This window comes from Nocardia thailandica NBRC 100428 (assembly GCF_000308795.1).
In the GTDB taxonomy this organism is placed as follows: Bacteria; Actinomycetota; Actinomycetes; order Mycobacteriales; family Mycobacteriaceae; genus Nocardia; species Nocardia thailandica.
Map to the genome: position 1 here is coordinate 1 of NZ_BAGK01000186.1, position 20,305 is coordinate 20,305.

21 protein-coding genes are annotated in these 20,305 nt (G+C 72.4%); 15 read left to right on the forward strand and 6 right to left on the reverse strand.

The genetic code is table 11. The annotated features are described in order from the left end of the window. Positions 1-139 precede the first annotated feature (139 nt). On the forward strand, positions 140-628 hold the full coding sequence (locus tag ON36_RS20480) for a DUF6928 family protein (protein ID WP_043656053.1): 489 nt from the start codon (positions 140-142) through the stop codon (positions 626-628). A gap of 40 nt (positions 629-668) precedes the next feature. Here the strand turns inward: ON36_RS20480 and ON36_RS20485 are convergent, their stop codons facing one another. After that, on the reverse strand, positions 669-1,634 hold the full coding sequence (locus tag ON36_RS20485; RefSeq protein ID WP_043656056.1) for a DUF5996 family protein: 966 nt from the start codon (positions 1,632-1,634) through the stop codon (positions 669-671). A 182-nt stretch (positions 1,635-1,816) separates the two neighbouring features. On the opposite strand from ON36_RS20485, the gene ON36_RS20490 reads away from it, so the two are divergent. After that, positions 1,817-2,803: an AurF N-oxygenase family protein gene (locus ON36_RS20490; RefSeq protein WP_043656059.1), complete on the forward strand. Its 987-nt coding sequence runs from the start codon at positions 1,817-1,819 to the stop codon at positions 2,801-2,803. 37 nt (positions 2,804-2,840) lie between these two features. Here the strand turns inward: ON36_RS20490 and ON36_RS20495 are convergent, their stop codons facing one another. Then, on the reverse strand, positions 2,841-3,719 hold the full coding sequence (locus ON36_RS20495) for a tyrosine-protein phosphatase (protein WP_043656061.1): 879 nt from the start codon (positions 3,717-3,719) through the stop codon (positions 2,841-2,843). A gap of 193 nt (positions 3,720-3,912) precedes the next feature. Here ON36_RS20495 and ON36_RS20500 point away from each other — a divergent pair, with 193 nt between their 5' ends. From ON36_RS20500 to ON36_RS20540, 9 genes are all read left to right on the forward strand, one after another. Beyond that, the gene (locus ON36_RS20500) at positions 3,913-4,227 is read left to right on the forward strand and encodes a type II toxin-antitoxin system Phd/YefM family antitoxin (protein ID WP_043656063.1); all 315 of its coding nucleotides are present in this window, start codon (positions 3,913-3,915) and stop codon (positions 4,225-4,227) included. Beyond that, positions 4,224-4,601, forward strand: coding sequence for a PIN domain-containing protein (locus ON36_RS20505; RefSeq protein WP_043656066.1), 378 nt, complete (start codon positions 4,224-4,226; stop codon positions 4,599-4,601). Before ON36_RS20500 ends, ON36_RS20505 begins: the two co-directional genes overlap by 4 nt. A 145-nt stretch (positions 4,602-4,746) precedes the next feature. Beyond that, a complete protein-coding gene (locus tag ON36_RS20510; protein WP_043656069.1) occupies positions 4,747-5,388 on the forward strand; it encodes a hypothetical protein in 642 nt (213 codons plus the stop codon). Positions 5,389-5,484: 96 nt separating this feature from the next. Further along, positions 5,485-5,988, forward strand: a complete 504-nt coding sequence (locus tag ON36_RS20515) for an ArsR/SmtB family transcription factor (protein ID WP_174377594.1) — start codon at positions 5,485-5,487, stop codon at positions 5,986-5,988. An 88-nt stretch (positions 5,989-6,076) separates the two neighbouring features. After that, positions 6,077-7,702 (forward strand): acyl-CoA synthetase, encoded by a 1,626-nt coding sequence (locus ON36_RS20520; protein WP_043656100.1) that lies wholly within the window; start codon positions 6,077-6,079, stop codon positions 7,700-7,702. A gap of 127 nt (positions 7,703-7,829) precedes the next feature. Continuing rightward, positions 7,830-9,488: an acyl-CoA synthetase gene (locus tag ON36_RS20525; RefSeq protein ID WP_043656072.1), complete on the forward strand. Its 1,659-nt coding sequence runs from the start codon at positions 7,830-7,832 to the stop codon at positions 9,486-9,488. Positions 9,489-9,555: 67 nt separating this feature from the next. Next, the gene (locus tag ON36_RS20530) at positions 9,556-10,119 is read left to right on the forward strand and encodes a hypothetical protein (RefSeq protein ID WP_052314181.1); all 564 of its coding nucleotides are present in this window, start codon (positions 9,556-9,558) and stop codon (positions 10,117-10,119) included. Between the two features lie 289 nt (positions 10,120-10,408). Then, entirely contained in the window at positions 10,409-11,872 is a 1,464-nt protein-coding gene (locus tag ON36_RS20535; protein ID WP_043656075.1) for a PepSY-associated TM helix domain-containing protein, read from the forward strand. 127 nt (positions 11,873-11,999) lie between these two features. Beyond that, a complete protein-coding gene (locus ON36_RS20540) occupies positions 12,000-12,713 on the forward strand; it encodes a DUF8020 domain-containing protein (RefSeq protein ID WP_043656077.1) in 714 nt (237 codons plus the stop codon). A gap of 99 nt (positions 12,714-12,812) precedes the next feature. On the opposite strand, the gene galK is transcribed toward ON36_RS20540, so the two are convergent. Next, positions 12,813-13,934 carry a galactokinase gene (galK, locus tag ON36_RS20545; RefSeq protein ID WP_444543631.1) on the reverse strand — a complete coding sequence of 374 codons (1,122 nt, stop codon included), beginning with the start codon at positions 13,932-13,934 and terminating at the stop codon, positions 12,813-12,815. Between the two features lie 325 nt (positions 13,935-14,259). Here galK and ON36_RS20550 point away from each other — a divergent pair, with 325 nt between their 5' ends. After that, positions 14,260-15,744 carry a GGDEF domain-containing protein gene (locus ON36_RS20550; RefSeq protein WP_043656081.1) on the forward strand — a complete coding sequence of 495 codons (1,485 nt, stop codon included), beginning with the start codon at positions 14,260-14,262 and terminating at the stop codon, positions 15,742-15,744. Between the two features lies 1 nt (position 15,745). On the opposite strand, the gene ON36_RS20555 is transcribed toward ON36_RS20550, so the two are convergent. Both ON36_RS20555 and ON36_RS20560 read right to left on the reverse strand, forming a co-directional pair. After that, a complete protein-coding gene (locus tag ON36_RS20555; RefSeq protein WP_043656083.1) occupies positions 15,746-16,513 on the reverse strand; it encodes a DUF6319 family protein in 768 nt (255 codons plus the stop codon). A 93-nt stretch (positions 16,514-16,606) separates the two neighbouring features. Beyond that, the gene (locus ON36_RS20560) at positions 16,607-17,782 is read right to left on the reverse strand and encodes an alpha-hydroxy-acid oxidizing protein (RefSeq protein WP_043656084.1); all 1,176 of its coding nucleotides are present in this window, start codon (positions 17,780-17,782) and stop codon (positions 16,607-16,609) included. A gap of 120 nt (positions 17,783-17,902) precedes the next feature. On the opposite strand from ON36_RS20560, the gene ON36_RS20565 reads away from it, so the two are divergent. Continuing rightward, positions 17,903-18,130, forward strand: a complete 228-nt coding sequence (locus tag ON36_RS20565) for a hypothetical protein (protein WP_043656087.1) — start codon at positions 17,903-17,905, stop codon at positions 18,128-18,130. Here ON36_RS20565 and ON36_RS20570 read toward each other — a convergent pair. Further along, on the reverse strand, positions 18,111-18,929 hold the full coding sequence (locus ON36_RS20570; protein ID WP_043656089.1) for an ACT domain-containing protein: 819 nt from the start codon (positions 18,927-18,929) through the stop codon (positions 18,111-18,113). The two genes, ON36_RS20565 and ON36_RS20570, sit on opposite strands and share 20 nt — an antisense overlap. A 271-nt stretch (positions 18,930-19,200) precedes the next feature. Here ON36_RS20570 and ON36_RS20575 point away from each other — a divergent pair, with 271 nt between their 5' ends. Both ON36_RS20575 and ON36_RS20580 read left to right on the forward strand, forming a co-directional pair. After that, complete coding sequence (locus ON36_RS20575) at positions 19,201-19,968, forward strand: DeoR/GlpR family DNA-binding transcription regulator (protein WP_043656091.1); 768 nt, start codon at positions 19,201-19,203, stop codon at positions 19,966-19,968. After that, a partial coding sequence (locus ON36_RS20580) for a PfkB family carbohydrate kinase (protein ID WP_043656094.1) occupies positions 19,965-20,305 on the forward strand: 341 nt, incomplete at its 3' end. The genes ON36_RS20575 and ON36_RS20580, both read left to right, overlap by 4 nt.

The window sequence follows — 20,305 nt, forward strand, 5'->3', positions numbered from 1 at the left end:
CGAGAAGTCCGACGGTGCGGGTCGCTGCGTGCGGCCCGCACCGTCGTCGTTTCCGGGTCGTCGTTTCCGGGTCGTCCGTGTCGGTGCGCCGGGATAGAGTCGCGCTCGGCCTGGGACGAACGTGGACGAGGGGGAACCGATGGGCTGGAACGCGAGCGGATTCATCGTCGCCGGGGAATTCGATCCCGGTGCGCTGCCGGACATCCGGCGACGCACCGGGGAGCGCGCCGAGTTCCCGACGGGGTCCTCGGCCGTGGCCGGTCTCGGCGTCGCCCGGCTCGGCGGGTGGACGGTCGTCGCCGATCCGGATCTCGACGTGGTCTTCGACGACGCCGCGCTGGAGGCGATTCCGGCCCCGCGCGTGCTGACCTTCTTCGCGCACAGCGTCTCCGACACCTACGGCTTCGCCTGGTTCGCCGACGGCAGGCTCCGGCGCAGGCTGATCACCGCCGAGTCCGAGGTGGTCGAGGAAGCGGGCGCGGCGCTGCCCGAGGAGTCCCACCGCGGCGAATTCGTCGACGAGGACTTCGTCTTCGACCTGATCGAACGGCTGACCGGCCTCGGCTGGGACGCCGTCGCCGAGGCCGAGTACGAGATCTGGGCCGCTCGGCCGGGCGAGGGGGCGTGAGCCGCCGAGCCGATTCCGCGCCCTCGGCCGGCGGCGGACCTCACAATCGTGACGTGTCGTCGGCGGCGATCATGGCGTCGAGGCGGTGGGGGTTGACGTCGAGGAGTTCGCGGTTCCAGTGGCCGAGGTCGGCGGCGGCCGCGTAGGTGGTGTTCAGGAAGTCGAGCAGGACGGCGTCGGGGTCGTCGGCGGTGCGGACTATCTCGTAGGGGAGGACGAATTCGCCCAGGTCGGCGTCCCAGCGGGCGCCTTCCGGGCCGGCGGGGCGGTCGGCGTAGCCGTCGGGGGCCGGGTAGCTGTAGGCGTAGAACATCCCCTCCTGGCCGCCCGCCCAGAAGCCGGCGCTGGCGCATTCGCGGGAGTACCCCTCGAGCATGACCCAGTCCGCGCAGTTGGGCGCGCCGCCGGGGTGCGGCGGGGCGGTGCGGCCGGAGAAGCGGGTGCAGGCCAGGTCGAGCGCGCCCCAGAAGACGTGGACGGGGCTGGACTTCCCGGCGAAACCGGCCCGCCACAGCCGGAACACCCGGTCCGCGTGGATGAGCTGCTGCCAGAACAGGTGGGCGGCCGAGGCGTCGTAGGAGTGGTGGGTGGTGTCCTGGGCGAAGGGGATGGCCGGGTCGACCTCATTGGGCGAAGCCTGGATCTCGGTGGTGACGTCGAGCTGGTCGAGGGCCGAGGTGACCTCGGCGTAGAAGTCGGCCACGGTGCGCGGTGCCAGAGCCACCGTCGCCCGGCCGCCGTCGCTGGTCCGCAGCACGAGTTCGTGGTCGAGGAAGTCGAATTCGGCGTCGAGCATCCGGCCGCCCGCGCCGACGGGACCGGTGGCCAGGCCGCGCGCGCTGACGGTGAAGGTGACGTTCCACCAGTGGTTGACCAGCGGGGTGCCCGCCATCTTCAGCTTGCCGACGATCTGGGTCCACATGTGCACCGTGTCGCGGGTGTCGGCCCAGGATTCCACCCGCAGCACGGGCCAGGTGGCACCGGCGGGGGTCAGGCGTGCGGTCATCGGGTACCTCGCTCTCCCCGGCGCGGGGCCGGTGCAGCGGTCCGTGGACAGGCATCGTTGCCGTCATCGTACGTCGGGCCCGTCGATGTCCTCGGGAGTGGCGCGCGTCACGCCCCCCATTGCATGAGACTCGGAGTCTCATATAACGTGATACCCGCACCACCACGAAGGAGACATCGACGATGCTGTCCACAGCCGCCAAGGCGACACAGAACGATCCCGAATACCACGAGATCCTGCAGGGCCTGTCCGAGGGCTCGGTGAACCGGCATTTCGACCCTTACGTCGACATCGACTGGGACTCCCCCGACTTCGTGGTCGACCCCACCGACCGCCGCTGGATCATGCCCGTCGAGGACCCGCTCGGCCGCCACCCCTGGTACCGCGCCCAGCCCGTGGAACGCCAGATCGAGATGGGCATGTGGCGCCAGGCCGGCATCGCCAAGGTCGGCCTCGACTTCGAACAGCTGCTCATCCGCGGCCTCATGCAATACCTGGTCTCGGTGCCCAACGGCGACCCCGAATTCCGGTACGTCACCCACGAGGCCGCCGAAGAGTGCAACCACACCATGATGTTCCAGGAGATGATCAACCGCATCGGTCATCTCGACGTCATCGGCATGGGCCCGATCGACCGCAAACTCACCATGATCATCTGGCCCGCGGTCAAATACTTCCCCGAACTGTTCTTCACCATGATCCTCGGCGGCGAGGAACCCATCGACCACCTGCAGAAGTCCCTGCTCCGGGGCGGCGCCGACCTGCACCCGATGGTGCGGCGGGTCATGCAGATCCACGTGGCCGAAGAGGCCAGGCACATCTCCTTCGCCCACGAATACCTCAAGCGCAACGTGCCCGGCATGAACCCGGTCCTGAAATTCGCGCTGTCGCTGCTCTTCCCGATCGCGATGCGGATCATGCTGGACATGATCGCCACGCCGCCGAAGGAATTCGTGGAGAAGTTCGCCATCCCGGATCAGGTGATGCGCGAGGCGTACTGGGACGACGCCGAATCCCAGCGGCAGATCCGCGACATCTTCGCCGACGTCCGGGCGCTGTGCGAGAACAGCGGCATCATGAACCCGGTCTCGAAACTCGCCTGGCGGCTGCTCGGCATCGACGGGCCCGCCTCGCGCTACCGCAGCGAACCGGCACGCAAGGCGGCCTGAGCCGAGGGCTCGGGCCCGCCCGAGCCCTCAGAGTCGGCTACTTGACGAGCTTGGCGCGCAACGCGCTCAGCACCTGCGGGCGCAGGCCGAGGCCGTCGCGCAGGTACTTGTCGACGGTGCCGTAGTCCTGGACGAGCTGGGTGATGCCCGCCTCCAGGTAGCTGCGGTCGACCCCGAGCAGCGGCCGGAACACGGCGGCCGCCTCCGGGCCCCTCGTCGCGGTGATGTGGGCGACGGTCGCCTCGATCGAGGCCGCGGAGTACTCGTTGGTGAGCAGGTAGTCGCGCATGATCGTGTCCGCGTCGACGCCGACCAGGCTCTGCAGCAGGTAGGCCACCCAGCCGGTGCGGTCCTTGCCCGCGGTGCAGTGGAACACGATCGGCCCTGGCTGTTCGGCGATGCGGGTCAGCGTGCGCGCCATGCCCTCCCGCGCCTGCGGCTCGGTGACGAACTGGCGGTTGAAGGTGCGCAGCAGCTCCTTCGCCTCCTCGGGGCTGCGGAGCCGGCCCGCCTGCTCGGCGACGTCGCCCGCCAGGATCTGGATGTTGACGTAGGCCGCGCCCGCGGGCACGCGGTCCGGCGCGCTCGCGATCTCGCCGTCGTTGCGCAGGTCCAGGACCTCGGCGATGCCGAGGCCCTCCACCGTGGCCAGGTCGGCGTCGCTGAGGGTCAGCGCGTTGGACCGGTAGATCACGCCCTTGTTGAGCCGATGGCTGCCCTGCGCGCCGTACCCGGCCCCGGTGCCCGCGATGTCGCGGAAGTTGTCGGCGCTCGCCAGCCGCGGCGCGTCGGCGCCGCGGGCGGGTGAGGTCAGGACGGGGCCGGGCGCGGCGACCGCGGCCCCGGACAGCGGGCTGATCACCAGGCCCGCGCACAGCGCGAGCGCGACGGTGGCGCGGCGGGGGGTGAGAAACATCGGCGACTCCTTCGATACCGAGCGGGTGCTCGTTCTGCAGGCGCCCAGTGCAGCATCGAGTGCGGCGGCGCGAAACCCGAACCGGCCGGTAGCGTAGAAGTCGGGTTTTATGCCCTGACCTGCGGCGGAAGTCCGGACAAGTTCCTCCCACTGATCGGGCGACGCGACTGTACACACCGATGTACAGTTGACTATGGCCGATTACGAAACCGTGCCGCTGACCGAATTGCGCGGCCAGCTCGGCACGGTCCTGGACGGGGTCTCCGCCAGCGGACGACCGGTGATCGTGACGCGGGAGGGGAAGGAACTGGTGGCGGTGGTGCCCGCCGAGGTACTGCGCCACGCCGCGCTGCCCCCGGCCTACTTCAACGACGATCTGCGCGAACAGATCCTGAGCGGCCTCGACGAGCGGATCAACGCCCACTCCGCGGCCGACATCGCCGAGGCGGAGGCCGAACTCGACAAGCTGATGAGCGCGCTGGACGGCACCGGCACGGGCCGCCGGTGAGCGTCGCCGACCACACCGCGCTGACCTCGCTGGCCATGTCGCCGCTGTTCGGGCAGGTGATCATGCGCCAGTTCACCCAGCAGCGCCGGATCATGGTCGTGCCCACGGTGAGCCTGATGGCCGCCATGCGCGCCGTCGACAACATCGACGAGCTCGGCAGGCTGCTCGACAACCGGGTGGCCGTGCGCTGGGCCGAGCTGGACGCGGCGACCGCGATCCGTACCGGCACCTCCGTCCCGGTCGCCGACGACCACACCGACTGGCCGCTGGTCGCGCCGGTCGTCTGGACCGCGCAGAACCTCGACATGCCCGTCCTGACGGCGAAACCCGAGCTGTACCGCGGCTACAAGGTCGACATCGCGCCGATGCCCTGACCGGCCTCCCGACCCGCCCGGATCGGCGCCGAGGACGGTCGGTTACCGTACCAACGGGTCGGCATGCCCGGCGAGGACCGGCGCCGCCACCGATCGGACGACAAGTTCAGAAGCAGTACCAGGAAAACCTCGAGGAGCCTTGGTCATGCGACATCTGAGTTTCCCCCGTCGATTCACCGCCGCGCTGGCCGCGGTCACCGCCGCCGCGGGCATCGCCCTGGCCGCCCCCGCCGGCGCCGAACCCCCGACGCCCACCCCCACCGTCGACCTGGCGCAGGCCGTCGCGCGGCTGCGCGTCACGGCCGCGGACGATCCCGGCGCGCTGGCCGCCATCGACCGGCTGACCGCGTCGGGCGAGGTCCCGGTCGCGCTGCCCGCGCAGCCCTTCCAGATCCCGGCGACCTCCGATGTCGGCCAGAACGGCGGCGGCGGTGTCTACGGGTCGGGCATCGCCCTGGACATGGACGGTTTCCGCTTCGGCTTCTTCGGCGGACCCGGCACCATCTCGCCGAACCAGAACGGGGCCGAGCTGCAGGTCATGTGGCTGAATCTGGCCACCTTCCAGAGCGGTTCGGCCGTACTGACCGAGCACCAGGACAACCCGATCGACACCACCATCCGCACCGGCGTGCTGAATCCGGGCGGCGCGGGCGGCCCGATCGTGGCCATGGTGTGGGGTTCGCTGTGGCACCGCTGGCCCGTCCCGGTCGACGACGCGCACCCGGACGGTTTCGCCTACGCGAAGGCCACCATCCAGCAGCCGTCCTTCGGCGCGGTCTGGAACTGAGGCACCGCCCGGCCCGGCGCGGTGCCGCCGGGCCGGGCCGGCGCGACGCACCGGGGCCGATGGCCCTTCCGCTCGGCGTGGCGTAGGTTGACCGGCGTGGAGCTGGCGGTACGCATCGCGGAACTGGAACGACGGGTCGCGGCACTGGAAGGCGCTCGCGCCGAACAACATCCGGCGCCCTCGGGGCCCGGCCCGTGGGCGGTCACCGGCCTGCGGGAGGAGTTCGAGGCGGCGGGCACCCCGAACGGCGGCGTGCTCATGGCGGGGGCGCTGCGGCTGCCGACCGGCGAGAGGCTCGGCTGGCAGGCCCGTTTCGGCATCGACGACCTGCTCCGCGACGACTGGACCGAGGCCGCGAAGTGCCTCGCCGCGCTGACCAGCCCGATCCGCCTGTACCTGCTGCGCGAGATCCTGGCCGGGCGGCGCACCGCGGCGGATCTGGCCGCGATCGCGGAGCTGGGCACCTCGGCCGAGATCTATCAGCACCTGCGCGAGCTCGCCGCGGTCGGCTGGCTGCAGACCGCGGGCCGCGGCCGTTTCGAGGTGCCGGAAGCGCGCGTCGTCCCGCTGCTGGTCGCGCTGTCCAGCGCCCAACGCTGACCGTTTTGGGCCATTTGACCGAATAATTTGTGACAGCACTCACACCCACTGCTACGGTGACACCACCGATCGACCTGGAGGTGGCGTGGTGCAACCGGCGCATCTGCTCGAAACCGTCAAGGCGCTGGGCGTCCTGCGCTCGCGCGGGGTGACCGACCCGACCAAGCCCTTGGAGACCCTGCGCACCATGCGGGAGACCAGAATCTTCGGCCCGCAGGCCGCCCTGGTCCAGCACTCCGCGCGCGTCGCCCCCGAGCAGGTGGCCCTGGCCGACGAACGCGGCGAGCTGACCTACCGCGAGCTGGACCGGCAGTCGACGGCGGTGGCCCGCGGCCTGCGCGCGGCGGGCATCGGCGAGGGCATGGTCGTCGGCGTCCTCGCCCGCGACCATCGTGGCCTGATCATGTCGATGGTCGCGGCGGGCAAGCTCGGCGCCCGGATCGCGCTGATGAACACCGGTTTCGCCAAGCCGCAGTTCGCCGAGGTGTGCCTGCGCGAGAAGGTCGCGGCGGTGCTGCACGACAGCGAGTTCCTCGGCCTGCTCGACGCCCTGCCCGCGGACCTGCCGCGCTATCTGACCTGGGTCGACGAGGGCACCGCGGTCCCCGAGCGCGCCGTCACCTTCGACGAGCTGGTCGCGGCGAACAGCGACGAGCCGCTACCCGCGCCCGGCAGGCCGGGCGGCTTCATCATCCTGACCAGCGGCACCACCGGCCTGCCCAAGGGCGCGCCGCGCACCAAGGTCACCCCGATGGCGACCGCGCAGTTCGTCGACCGGGTGCCGTTCCCGCGCCGGGGCACGATGATGATCGTCTCGCCGATCTTCCACAGCACGGGCCTCGGCACCTGGCTGGTCGGCACGGTCCTGTCGAACACGATCGTCATGCGCCGCCGCTTCGACGCCGAGGCCACCCTGGCCGCGATCGCCGAGCACAAGGTGGAGATGCTGGTCGCGGTGCCGACCATGCTGCACCGGATGACCGAGCTGCCCGCCGAGGTGCGCGCGAAGTACGACACCTCCTCGCTGAAGGTGATCCTGCTGGCCGGGTCGGCGCTCTCGCCGGAGCTGTGCGTGCGCGCGACCGAGGCCTTCGGGCCGGTGCTCTACAACCTGTACGGCTCCACCGAGGTCGCGATCGCCACCATCGCCACCCCCGCCGAGCTGGCGCTCGCGCCGGGCACCACGGGCAAGCCGCCGATCACCTGCGACGTGCGCCTGTACGACGAGAACGACCAGCGGGTCAGGGGAGCCGGGGCGCCCGGCCGGATCTTCGTGCGCAGCGGCGCCCCCTTCGAGGGGTACACCGACGGGCGGCACAAGCAGATCATCGACGGCTACATGTCCTCCGGCGACGTCGGCCATTTCGACGAGCACGGCCTGCTGATGGTCGACGGCCGCGACGACGACATGATCGTCTCCGGCGGGGAGAACGTCTTCCCGCAGGAGGTCGAGAACCTGCTCATCGCCCGCGAGGACGTCTTCGACGTGGCGGTGGTCGGCGTGGACGACGTAGAGTTCGGGAAGCGGCTGCGCGCCTTCATCGTTCCCGAACCGGGCCACGAGGTCGACGGCGCGGAGATCCAGGCGTTCGTGAAGAACAACCTGGCCCGGTACAAGACCCCGCGCGAGGTGGTCCTGATCGAGGAGCTCCCCCGCAACGCGACGGGCAAGATCCTGCGGCGGGTCCTCATCGATTATGAGATCTCCCAATGACGTCCTGACCGTCTCGGACAGCCTGTAGGCGGAACCGCTGGTACTTGATACTGTGAGCGCCAGCACTGGATCCCGACGACGCGGTCCGGCCCCGCCGCGCCGGGCCGGCCTGCCGGAAGGCTGTTCGATGTCCCTGTCTCTGCCCGCCCTCGGCGGTACCGCCCGTCGCGCCGGCGATCTGGCACTCGGTGTCAAGGTCATGATGGACCGCAAGCTGTTCAACCCGCTGCGGCTCGACCACGCGGCCCGGTCGTTCTTCAACGTCTCGAAGTACGGCCCGTTCGCCGGCGTGGTGATGCACGCGGCGCAGACGCGGCCCGCGGCGGCGGCGATCGTCGACGAGCGGGGCGAGCTCACCTTCGGGATGCTCGACGAGCGGTCCAACGCCCTCGCGCGCGGCCTGCAGGCCTCCGGACTGCAGGCGGGCGACGTCGTCGCGGTCCTGGCCCGCGACCACCGCGGCATGGTCCTGAGCCTGCTCGCCGCGGGCAAGCTCGGCCTGCGCGCGGTGCTGATGAACACCGGCTTCGCCAAGCCGCAGTTCGCCGACGTCGCCGCGCGCGAGAAGGTCAAGGCGGTGCTGCACGACAGCGAGTTCCTCGACCTGATGAGCGCCATCCCCGCCGACATCCCGCGCATCCTCACCTGGGTGGACGAGAAGGACGGCGCCGATCCCGCGATCCCCACGGTCGAGTCGCTGTCGGCGGGCCGCTCCGGGGCGGCCGTGCCCGCGCCCGCCAAGCCGGGCGGCATGGTCATCCTGACCTCCGGCACCACCGGTACCCCCAAGGGCGCGCCGCGCGACAAGGTGAGCCCCTTCGCCTCGGCCCAGTTCATCGACCGGGTGCCGCTGCCCAACAACGGCACCATGATCATGGCCGCGCCGATCTTCCACGGCACCGGCCTCTCCCAGTTCACCCTCGGCCTCGCCCTCGGCAACCGGGTCGTCTTCCAGCAGCGGCGGTTCGACCCGGAGAAGACCCTCGCCAATATCGTGAAGTACCGGGCGGATTCGCTGGTCGTGGTGCCGACCATGCTCCAGCGCATCCTCGACCTGGACGAGAAGGTGCTCGCCAAGTACGACCCCAGCAGCATCCGGGTCATCTTCGCGGCGGGCTCGGCCATCGCCCCCGACGTGGTCACCCGCACCCTGGACTACTTCGGCGACAGCCTCTACAACCTCTACGGTTCCACCGAGTGCGCGGTCATGACCGTGGCCACCCCGGAGGACCTGCGCAAGGCACCGACCACCGCGGGCAGGGCGCCGGTGGGCATCCGCATCGTGCTGCTCGACGAGAACCGCAAGCCGATCACCGCGCCGAACGTCACCGGAACCATCTTCGTGGATAACGGTTTCGCCTTCACCGGCTACACCGACGGCCGCACCAAGGAGATCGTCGACGGCATGATGTCCTCCGGCGACGTCGGCCACTTCGACGCCGACGGCCTGCTCTACATCGACGGCCGCGACGACGACATGATCGTCTCCGGCGGCGAGAACGTCTTCCCGCTCGAGGTGGAGAACCTCATCGCGGGCCGCGCCGACGTCTTCGAGGCGGCGGTGATCGGCGTCGACGACCGCGACTACGGCAAGCGGCTGCGCGCGTTCGTCGTGCCCGGCCCGGAGTCGGCCCGCGATCCGCAGGAGATCAAGGACTTCGTCAAGGAGAACCTGGCCCGCTACAAGGTGCCGCGCGAGGTCATCTTCCTCGACGAACTGCCCCGCAACGCCACCGGCAAGCTGCTGCGCAAGCCGCTGGCCGAGCTGGAGGTCGACGACGCCTGATGCCGAACGCGCATCACCGCCGGTCCTTCCGGTCGGGCGCGGCCGCGCGCTCGGCTATCATCAGCCGGTGATCATCGAGTTCGGCCGGGCGTGCGCGCCCTCGCGCGCCCGTGGCGCGCGGCTGCGCGGCGCCGCGGCCGGCTCGATGTCGGGGGCGCTGGCCCTGGCCGCGCACGGCGTCGCCTCCGGCGGCGCCCTCCCCAGTTCCACGACGGTCACCCTGCTCGCCGCCGCCTCCGCGGTGGTCGGCGCGCTGGCCGCCGGCCTCGCCCCGCTGCGGGGCGGTTCGCTCGCCCTGGTCGCGGCGCTGCTGGGCGGCCAGCTGCTGGGGCACACCACCATGAGCTGGTCCTCCGGGCACGCCCATCACGCCGACGACTCCCTCGGGCTCGGCATGCTCGCCGCCCACCTGGTCGCCGCGCTGCTGGCGGCCGTGGTGATCGCCGGCGCCGAGGCCGCCCACCGCATCGCCGGCGCGGTCGTCGGCCGGGTGTTGCTGCTCCGGCCGACCCTGCCGGGCCCCGGCGACACGCTGTCGCCGCCCCCGGTCCATCGGGACCGGGTCATCCTGCGGATCCTGGCCGCGACCACGCGGTTCACCCGGGGTCCGCCCCTCGCGCTTCGTTCCTGAAGTGATCCGCGCCGTGCGTCCGGGCGTCAGCCCGGGCACGGACGCCTTCGCGCCCCGGCGTGCCCGGCCACCGGACCGATCCCCCGATCGCGTCGGTGACACCGAGTGCCACCGTTCGGGCGCTGACACCACCGACCCCCGCGACCGCAGGCACGTACCGCCGTCTCCGACGACGGAATCGACCGCCGCCGGTACACGGGCATCGACCGCCACCGCGTTCCGCGCGGGCGGTCGCGGTGGCGCGCGCGGATCACCGGTCCCCATCGGCTCTGCAGAAACGAACACACTCATGACCATCACGGACCTCAGTCCGTCCGAGGAGCAGACCTCCCCGGAGACGCCGCCACCGGCCGGCCGCGCGCGCGGCGCCCGCCGGAGCCTCAACCTCTACCCGCTGGCGATGCGGCTGCACTTCTACGCGGGCCTCTTCGTCGCGCCGTTCATCCTGATCGCCGCCGTCACCGGCGCGCTGTACGCCGTCTCCCCCACCCTGGAACAGATCGTCTCGCGCGACCTGCTCCGGGTCGAACAGACCGGCCCGGCGAAAGCGCTCGCCGAGCAGGTCACCGCCGCGGTGGCCACGAAGCCCGACCTGCCGCTCGTCGCGGTCGCGCCGTCCGCGGAGCCGGGTGCGACCACCCGGGTGATCTTCGGGGACCCCACCCTCGGCGACTCCGAACGGCTGTCGGTGTTCGTCGACCCCTACACCGCGCGCCCCGTGGGCGAGGCCGTGGTCTACGGCAGCGGCGGCGCACTTCCCCTGCGCGCCTGGATCAGCGAGCTGCACCGCAGCCTGCACCTGGGCGAATTCGGCAGGCTCTACAGCGAACTGGCCGCGTCCTGGCTGTGGATCATCGCCTGCTTCGGCCTGGTGCTGTGGGTGATCCGGGTGCGCAAGCGACGCGCCCGCCGCTCCGCGCGGTGGCTGCTCGCCCCCGACCTGTCCCAGGCCCGGCGGCGCCCGCTGAACTGGCATGCCGCGGTGGGCGTCTGGATCCTGCCCGTGGTCGCCGTCCTGTCGGTCACCGGCATCACCTGGTCGGCCTACGCTGGCGCCAACGTCACCGAGCTGCGCCAACAGCTGAGCTGGACCACGCCCTCGGTCAGCGCGAAGCTGCCCGGCGCGGCCACCGGCCCGGCCGCGGGCGGACACGGCGAGCACGGCGCGCCCGCCCCCGCCGCGCCGCCGGTCGACCACACCGCGCAGATCGCCCAGCTCGACCGGGTGTACGAGGTCGCGCGGGGCGCCGGGGTCACCCAGGCCGCCGAGATCGCCGTCCCCGCCGGGACGGGTACGGCGTTCGTGGTCAAGGAACTGCGCACGCCCGGCACCTACACGATCGACGCGGTCGCGGTCGACGGCACCGGAACCGTCACCGACAGGCTGGCGTACGCCGACTGGCCGCTCATGGCCAAGCTGACCAACTGGGGCATCGCCTTCCACATGGGCCTGCTGTTCGGCCTGCCCAACCAGCTGCTGCTGCTCGCGGCGATGCTCGGGCTGCTGACGGTGATCGTCCTCGGCTACCTCATGTGGTGGAAACGCCGTCCCACCACCGCGGATTCGCGCCGCCGCCTCGGCCGGGCGCCCCGGCGCGGCGCGCTGCGGCGGACCTCGCTGTGGGTCACCGTGCCCCTGGCCGCGGCGGCGCTGGTCGTCGGCTGGTTCCTGCCGGTGCTCGGACTGAGCCTGGTGGCGTTCCTGGTGCTCGACGCGGCGATCGGGCTGTTCCGCTTCGCCCGCGACGCCTGACCTTCCCTCAGCCCCGTCCCCCCTCAGCGGAAACCCGCTGCCCACCACACGTTCCCGGCGTCCCGGGCCACACGGCGCTTCGCCGTGCCCGCGGACGGCCGTACCCGATGAAGGAATCACCCCTGCCATGAAGACCACCAAGCTCGCCCTCGCCGCCGCCTCCGTGCTGACCGCCCTCACCGTCACCGCCGGTGCGGCCCAGGCGCACCCGATCACCGAGCCGCAGCCGCCCATCGGCTTCACCGCCGGGACCGACGCCGCCGGACGGGCACTGATCAGCATCGACGCGGGCTCGCTCGTCGTCGAGGACCACGCACTGAAGATCAAGGCCGCCGACGGCACCACGGTCGCGGGCACCCCGCTGACCTTCCGCGTCGACGACTTCGAGTTCCCGATCGAGGCGGAGGTCACCGACCGGCACGCCACCCTCACCCCGCGCCTGGACATCACCGAGGCCGTCTACAAGCCCGTCGCCCTGCCGTTCGAGAACTCCGCGCCCTGGAAGTCGGAGTACGACCGCGAGAAGGACGCGTGGAGCCGCATGACCGGCACGATCGGTCTCGGCGCCAGCGTCGGCGCGCTGGTCGGCGGCATCGCGGGCGGCGCGGTCGGCTGCGTGCTCGGCGGCATCGTCGGCGCGACGGTCGCCTCGGCCACCATCATCGGGCTGTTCGGGCCGTTCCTGCCCGCCGCGGCGGTCGGGTGCCTCGGCGGCATCCTGGCCATCGGTTCGCTCGGCGCCCTGGCCGGTCAGATCTTCATCGCGGCGCCCGTCGCGATCGGCGCGGCGATCCAGTACTTCGCCACCATCAACGCGCCGTTCACCCCTGCCGCGAAGTGACCCGCGCCCGTGCCCGCCCCTCGCCGGGGCGGGCACGGGTCCGGCCCACCGGCGACCGGTGCCGGGCAGTTCCCGGATGTCGAACGGGGCCGGCCGGGTTCAGGCGACGCGGCGCGCGCCGCCGGACGGGCGGACGACCAGAATCCGCGGCACGCCGAAACCGCGTTCCGCGAACCGCCGACGGATGCGTTCGCCGACGATCTCGGCGGCGGCGGCGTCGGTCAACGCCAGCGCGCTGCCTCCGAAACCGCCGCCGACCATGCGCGCGCCGTAGGCGCCCGCGGTCAGCGCCGTCGCCACCGCCAGGTCCAGAGCCGGTGTGCTGACCTCGAAGTCGTCGCGCAGCGACCGGTGGGAGGCGGTCAGCAGGCGACCGATGGTGCGCGGGTCGCCGCCGCCGCGCAGCCGCGTCGCGACCTCACGCACCCGGTCGTTCTCGGTGACGACGTGCCGGGCCCGTCTGCGCAGCACGGGATCGGCGAGACGGTCGAGATCGGCGGCCGCGACGTCGCGCAGGGCCGCGACGCCCAGCGCCGCGGCCGCGCGTTCGCACTCCGCGCGCCTGCGCGCGTACCCGCCGTCGGACAGGTCGTGCGCCTCGCCGGTGTCGGCGACCAGCAGCACCAGGTCGTCGGCCGCGAGGTCGAACGGAAGCTGTTCCCAGGCGGCGGGTCGCGGCCCGCCCGGCGCGGTCGCGGCGCGGACGTCGAGGAACAGCGCGTGCCCCGGCGTGCACAGGATCGCCGCGGACTGGTCGAGGATGCCGGTCGGCACCCCCGCGTACCGGTTCTCCGCGGCGTGGGCGACGGCGATCAGGTCGAGCGAGGTCAGCGTCGGCGCGCACAGGTCGCGCACCGCGACGGCCACGGCGCAGCACAGCGCGGCCGAGGACGCCAGCCCGGCGCCGATCGGCACGGCGCCGTCGACGACCAGGTCGAGCCCGGGCAGCGCGACGCCGCGGTCGCGGAACTCCTGGATGACACCCAGCGGGTAGCGGGCCCAGGCCGGCATCCGCTCGCGCGCGGCGGGGATCTCGTCGAGGGCCAGGTCCACCGTGGGGCCCGGCCGCTGCGCCGAGCGCAGCGTCACCCGGCCCGCGGGGCGGACCGCCGCGGCGCACTCCACGCCGAGCCCGAGCGCCACCGGCAGCACGAAGCCGTCGTTGTAGTCGGTGTGCTCACCGATGACGTTGACCCGTCCGGGCGCCATCCATCTGTGCACCGCAGGGCCTCCTCGCGCCGAACGCCGGGCGCGACGCACCCGAGGGCCTCCAGCAAACCACGGGCCCGCGCCGACGGGGGGACCACGGGCGCGCGGTGTGGCGCAATTGCCGCACAATGCGGCGAACACCCCGGCACGATCGGGGAGCCCGTGTCATGATCGAATGAGTTGTAAAGGTTTTGAGCGCCGGCTGCCCCGCCGGCCGGGGATTCCGCTGACGACAACTTCACTCGGTTCTCGATCGCCGATCGGCGGACACATCGTGCTCACCCGGCCGCGCCGCGTGGCCGCCGGTGCTCGCGCGGCACCGTGGTGAGGGGGGCTGATGATCATCAGCGAGGCATGGCGGGACATGATCCCGCGCCGGTACGCGCTCGTGCCCGCCGCGATGGCCGGGGCGAGCGCGGCGCCACTGCTCGGTTCGCGGGCGGTGTCGGTGCTGCTCTGGCTGGCGGTCCTGGCGGCCTGCCCGATCATGATCGTCGTCGGCATCCGCAGGTACCGGCCCGCGCACCGGGTGCCGTGGTACCTGCTCACGGCCTCGGTCGCGCTGGTGGCCGTGGCCGCGCTGGTGCCCGAATGGTGGCCCGGGTCACCGCATCCCGCCGACGAACTGCTCACCCTGGCCGGATACGCGGGCGCCACGCTGGCGGCGGTCGGCTGGTTGTGGCCGGGCCGCGGCACCGGCGGCGACCTGTCGCTCGATTCCACCCTCATCGGCCTGAGCGCGCTGCTGGCGTCGTGGACCTTCCTCATCTCGCCCATCCTGCGCGCGGGCGGCGACGCCGACACCGCGGTGATCGCGGCCTACCCGGCGGTGCTGGCGCTGCTGCTGACGGTGCTGGTGCACGCCCTGGCCACCACGGGCCGCGGCGAGGCCGCGCAGAGCCTGCTCTACGGCGCGCTGGCCACCCTGTTGCTCGCGGGGCTAGGCACGAGCGTGACCGCGGCGGGCGGGCCCGACACCGGCCCGCTGCCGTCGGCGCTGCAACAGTGCGGCTACCTGCTGACCGGGCTGGCCGCCGCGCATCCGACGATGGCGGTGCTCGGCACCCCCCGCGACATCCATCCCGAACGTTCCCGGCGGCGGGCCGGGCGGATCGCCGTCGTGCTGGTCCTGGTGTCGCTGGCCGGCGTCATCGGCGCCGACCTCGGCACGATCGACCGCATCGTGGTCAGCGTGCTGCTGACGCTGCTGCTCATCGGCGTGCTCGTCCGCAGCGAGCGGGCCATCGCCGACAGCTCCCGCAGCGAGCGGCGCGCCCGCTACCAGGCCGAGCACGACGTGCTCACCGGACTGGTCAACCGGACCGCGCTGCTGCGGGCCCCGCAGCGCAGGCGCGCCGAGTGGGCGGGACGGCCGCTGTGCCTGCTGTTCATCGACCTCGACGGATTCAAGGCCGTCAACGACAGCTACGGGCACGCCGTCGGCGACGAGCTGATCGCCAACGCGGCGGCCCGCATCCGCCGCGCCGCGGGCCCGGACCTGGTGACCGCGCGCTACGGCGGCGACGAGTTCGTCGTGCTCGGCGCGATCCACCGGGCCGAGGCGGCGCTGCTGGCCGAACGCCTGCTCGGCGCGTTCGTGCGGCCGTTCGAACTCAGCTGCGGCGAGGTGCCGATCACCGCGAGCATCGGGGTGGCCACGTGCGGCGGCCGCGCCGACGCCTCGATCGTCTACGACCTGCTGCGCGAGGCGGATTCGGCCATGTACCACGCCAAGGAGTTCGGGCTCGGCGTGGCCATGCACGGCAGGACGGCGGCGCCGACCCGCCGGCCCGCCGTCGACGCGGCCGGGACCGCGGTCTGAGCTAGTCGCCGAGCTCGGCGAGCAGCTTGCGGGCGGCCTCGAGCTCGGCCTGTAACTGGGCGACCCGCGCCTGCTGGGCGCCGCGCGCGGCCTCGAGAATGCCCGCCACGACCTCGGACACCTCGGGGTGCAGCAGCTTGGCGGCCTGGGCGACCGCGGCGCTGGAGACCGTCATCCCCCGGACGCTGCGCTTCTTGCCGTTGACCACGTCCACGGTCCATTCGCCCTCGGCGCTGCCGGTGAGGGTGATGGTGACCTCGGGCGCCTTCGGCTTGCGGGCCGCGGGCGCCTTGGCCTGCCTGGTGGCGGTGGCGGTCCCGGCGGCGGGAGCGGCCGGCTTGGCGTCGCTGTCCGGCACCGAGGCGAGGGGGCGCGCGGGGGCGGCGGCGCTCGGCGGGGTCGACGGCTGGGTCACAGGGGTGTCCTTTCCAGTGCTCGGTGCGGGCGTGGCCGCGGGCTTGGTCCGGGTGGAGGTACCCGGCGATACCGTAGCGCCACGCACCGGCTTGGTGAGCGTCACCTCGCTCGGCGAGAACGACAGCACGTCACGGGAACCGGTGGGGCGCACCTGCAGGAAGTCGCCGTCGGCCGGATCGCCCAGCGCGACGACCTTGCCCGAGCGCCCCTCCGGCACGCCGACCGCCGCCGCGGTGAACCACACCATCGGCGGTCGGCCCGCCTCGATCTCGGCGGTGATGTGGCCGATCTCCTCGGCGCTGAGTTCGGGTGGGCGGGAACGGCGGCTGGGCTTGGGACTCGGCGAGGACATGGTGGACTCCGGGAGGTACGTCGGTACTGCAGTGCGGTGTGTGCACGATGATGCACCACGGCACCGACAGATACCGACCCGAGCCGTCCGGGCTCAGCCGCGCGCGGACCGTCCCGAGGTCGTCGGGCGGATGTTCTCGCGCACGGCGGCCACGTCGCGGTAGCCGTTGACCGCCAGCAGCAGGTCGGCCTCGGCGAGGTAGCCGCGCAGCAGATGCACCAGGCCCGGAACACCGCCCAGCGCAAGCCCGTAGACGTACGGACGACCGAGACCGACCATGGTCGCGCCGAGCCCCAGCGCCTTGACGACGTCGGCGCCCGAACGGACGCCGGAGTCGAACAGCACCGGCACCCGGCCGTCGACGGCCTCGGCCACCTCGGGCAGCGTCTCCAGCGCGCTCAGCCCGCCGTTGGCCTGGCGCCCACCGTGATTGGAGCAGTAGATGCCGTCGGCGCCGAGGTCGAGGGCGCGGCGGGCGTCGTCCGGATGGGAGATGCCCTTGAGGATGAGCGGCAGGTCGGTGAGCGAGCGCAGCCAGGTCAGGTCGTCCCAGGTCAGCGAGTGGCCGAAGGTGGCGACCCAGTGCAGCACAATCATTTTCGGGTCGTCGGAGCCGACCATGGCCCGGAACACCGGGTCGCTGGTGTAGTTCTTCAGCACGTGGCCGCGTAGCTGCGGGAAGTTGCCACTGGCCAGATCGCGCGGCCGCCACCCCGGCACCCAGGTGTCGAGGGTGACGGTGATGCCCGCGTAGCCGGCCGCCTCGGCCCGGTGCACCAGGCTCTCGGCCAGTTCGCGGTTCTTCGGGGTGTAGAGCTGGAAGAACGACGGGGTGTCCCCGGCGTGCGGGACGACCTCCTCGAGCGGGTCCTCCATGAGCGTGGAGTACATGGCGGGCACGCCGGTCCGCGCCGAGGCCTGCGCGACGGCGATGTCGCCGTGGCGGTCTCCGGTGGCCAGGCCGATCACGCCCACCGGCGCGAGGAACAGCGGCGAGGCGAAGGTGTGCCCGAACGCGGTGACGCTCAGGTCGCGCTCGGTCGCGCCGACGAACATGCGCGGCACGAGGCCCCAGTCGGCGAAGGCGTCGGCGTTGCGCCGCTGGGTGAGTTCGTCGCCCGCACCGCCCGCGATGTAGTTCAGCAGTGTGTCGGGCAGCGCGGCGGTGGCCTTGCGCTCGAGGGTGGCGTAATCCATCGGGAATTCGGGCAGGTGCCCGCCCAGCGCGGCCAGGTAGATCTCGTTCTGATAGTCGGCGAACTGACTCATTGCTGCACTCTTGCACGCGAGCCGCCCGTGCGGGGCCGGAGGGTGGATGTAAGGTGCGTCATACTCGTTGCAGGTCGCGTACCCGCCCCGCGCAGTTCCGAGATTGTGAGTACCGCTGTCGTGAACCTCGTCGAACACTCGGCCGCCGTCCCGGCCGTTCCGGACACCGTGCTGTCCGACCCGGACGCCGCGCTGGCCGGACGCTTCAAGAGTGCGCCGGTGCGCTATCTCGCCCTGCTGGCCGTCGGCCTGTCGCCCGAGTCGATGGAGCTGCTCGTCTCGGTCACCGACCGCCTGCGCGCCGCCGAGGGCGCGCTGCGCGACCCCCTCACCGCCGATCTGGATTGACCGCGAGCCGCGCGAGATCGGCCAGCCGGTGCGCCCGCGCGATCTCGGCGGGGGTGAACGGTTCGTCGGGCCGGATCAGCGTGATCGCCTCCGCGCCGTCGCCGAGTTCGAGCACGGTACCCGGGGGATGGTCGTGATCGTCTCCGCCGCAGCGGTATTGGGCGCCGAGTAGCTCCGCGACGGCCAGCGGCAGCTCCCCGGGGTCGCCCACGATGCGGGCGGCCACCGCCAGCGCCTTGGTCTGCCCGTCGATGAGCGAGAGCACCGTGGCGGGCCACACCCGCACCTCCGCGCCGCCGGCCTGCTCGACCGCCGCGACGACCCCGCGCGGGCCGAGATCCTCGGGGGTGGCCACGACCAGTTCGTCGAGCACCGCCCCCGCCAGCTGGTGCACGTGCACGGTGAGGATGTTGGCCCGGCGCTGGGCCAGGTGATGCGCCAGGTGTTCCAGCGCGCCCGGCCGGTCGGCGAGCCGGACCCGGATGCGCCACAGCGCCTGCGCCCGGTCGACCCGGTCGCGGTGGCGCAGTTCCGGGCCGTGCAGCCAGCGGCCGAGCACGCGCATGGCCGACGGCTCCACCACCCAGATGACCAGCACCGTCGTCGTCACCGTGAGCACGGCGACGGTCAGCAGGTACGGCGGGTGCAGGTGGATCACCAGCGCGTGCAGCGCCAGCTCCACGGGGAACACCGCGGCCAGTTTGGCCAGCGCCAGCCGGGTGCGCCGTGGGTGCGGCAACCGCCCGCACACCTCACACGCCAGCTCGCCGACCCGGGGACGTCCTCGGAGGTGCCACATCCTCTCAGCGTCCGGATCCACGTTTCGGTTGTCGGCGGCACCGGTAACAGCGAGGTGAAAGTGGCACCGAAAGCCGTTGACCTGCACGACTTTCGGACGTGAGGTCGGCCATACGCCGGCTCCCCCAGTGGCGCCGGACACGTTCGGCGGCGCTGTGACCGCCATACCGGGAACGCATCGATCGTGACGTGAACCACAAAAAATGCTTGACAAAGCCACACAAACGGGCATAAAACAACATGACCAAACATTCGCGGCGACGGAGGATCGGATGTACGCCGAGGAACGACAGCAGGCCATCGCGACCCTCATCGGGCACCGCGGGCGGGTCTCGGTGACCGAACTGGCCGACCAGTACGGCGTCACCACCGAGACGGTGCGCCGCGACCTCGCGGTCCTCGACCGGATGGGGGTGATCCGGCGCGTGCACGGCGGCGCCGTCGTCTCCGGCGCGCTGACCACGCTCGAGCTGGGCACCGGCGAACGCGAAGTCACCCGCGCCGCCGAGAAGGACCGCATCGCCGAGGCCGCCCAGCGGTTCCTGCCCGCGGCGGGCGGCAGCGTGGTCTTCGACGCGGGCACCACCACCGGGCGCCTCGCCGCGACCATGGCCACCGACCGGGACCTGGTCGCGGTCACCAACTCCCTGCCCATCGCCACCCGGCTCACCGGCTACGCGGGGGTCACCGTGCAACTGCTCGGCGGCCGCGTCCGCGGGGTCACCCAGGCCGCCGTCGGCGCCGAGACGCTGCGCCTGCTCGGCGAGATGCGCGTCGACGTCGCCTTCCTCGGCACGAACGCGCTCACCGTCCGGCACGGCCTGTCCACCCCCGACCCCGACGAGGCCGCGGTGAAGCGCGCCATGATCGCCGCCGCGGACCGGGTGGTGGTCGTCGCGGACTCCACCAAGGTCGGCCGGGAGGACTTCATGGGCTTCGGCACCGTCGCCGACATCGACGTCCTCGTCACCGACCGCGAGGTCAACCCGGCGGTCCTGCGCGAACTCACCGCCCTCGGCGTCGAGGTGGTGACGGCATGATCGTCACCTTCACCGCCAACCCCAGCGTCGACCGCACGGTGGCGCTGGGCGGGCCACTGCACCGCGGCGAGGTCCACCGGGCGTGCTCGGTCACCGAGCATCCCGGCGGCAAGGGCGTCAACGTCGCGCGGGTCGTCGCGGCGGCGGGCATCGACGTGGTGGCCGTCCTGCCGGGGACGGAGGGCGACCCGGTGCTCGGGGCGCTCGCCGCGGCCGGCATCCGCTGCCGCGCGGTGTCCACCGGCGCGGCGCCCCGGGTCAACCTCACCCTCACCGAACCCGACGGGACCACCACCAAGATCAACGAGCCGGGGCATCCCATCGACCCCGGTCAGCG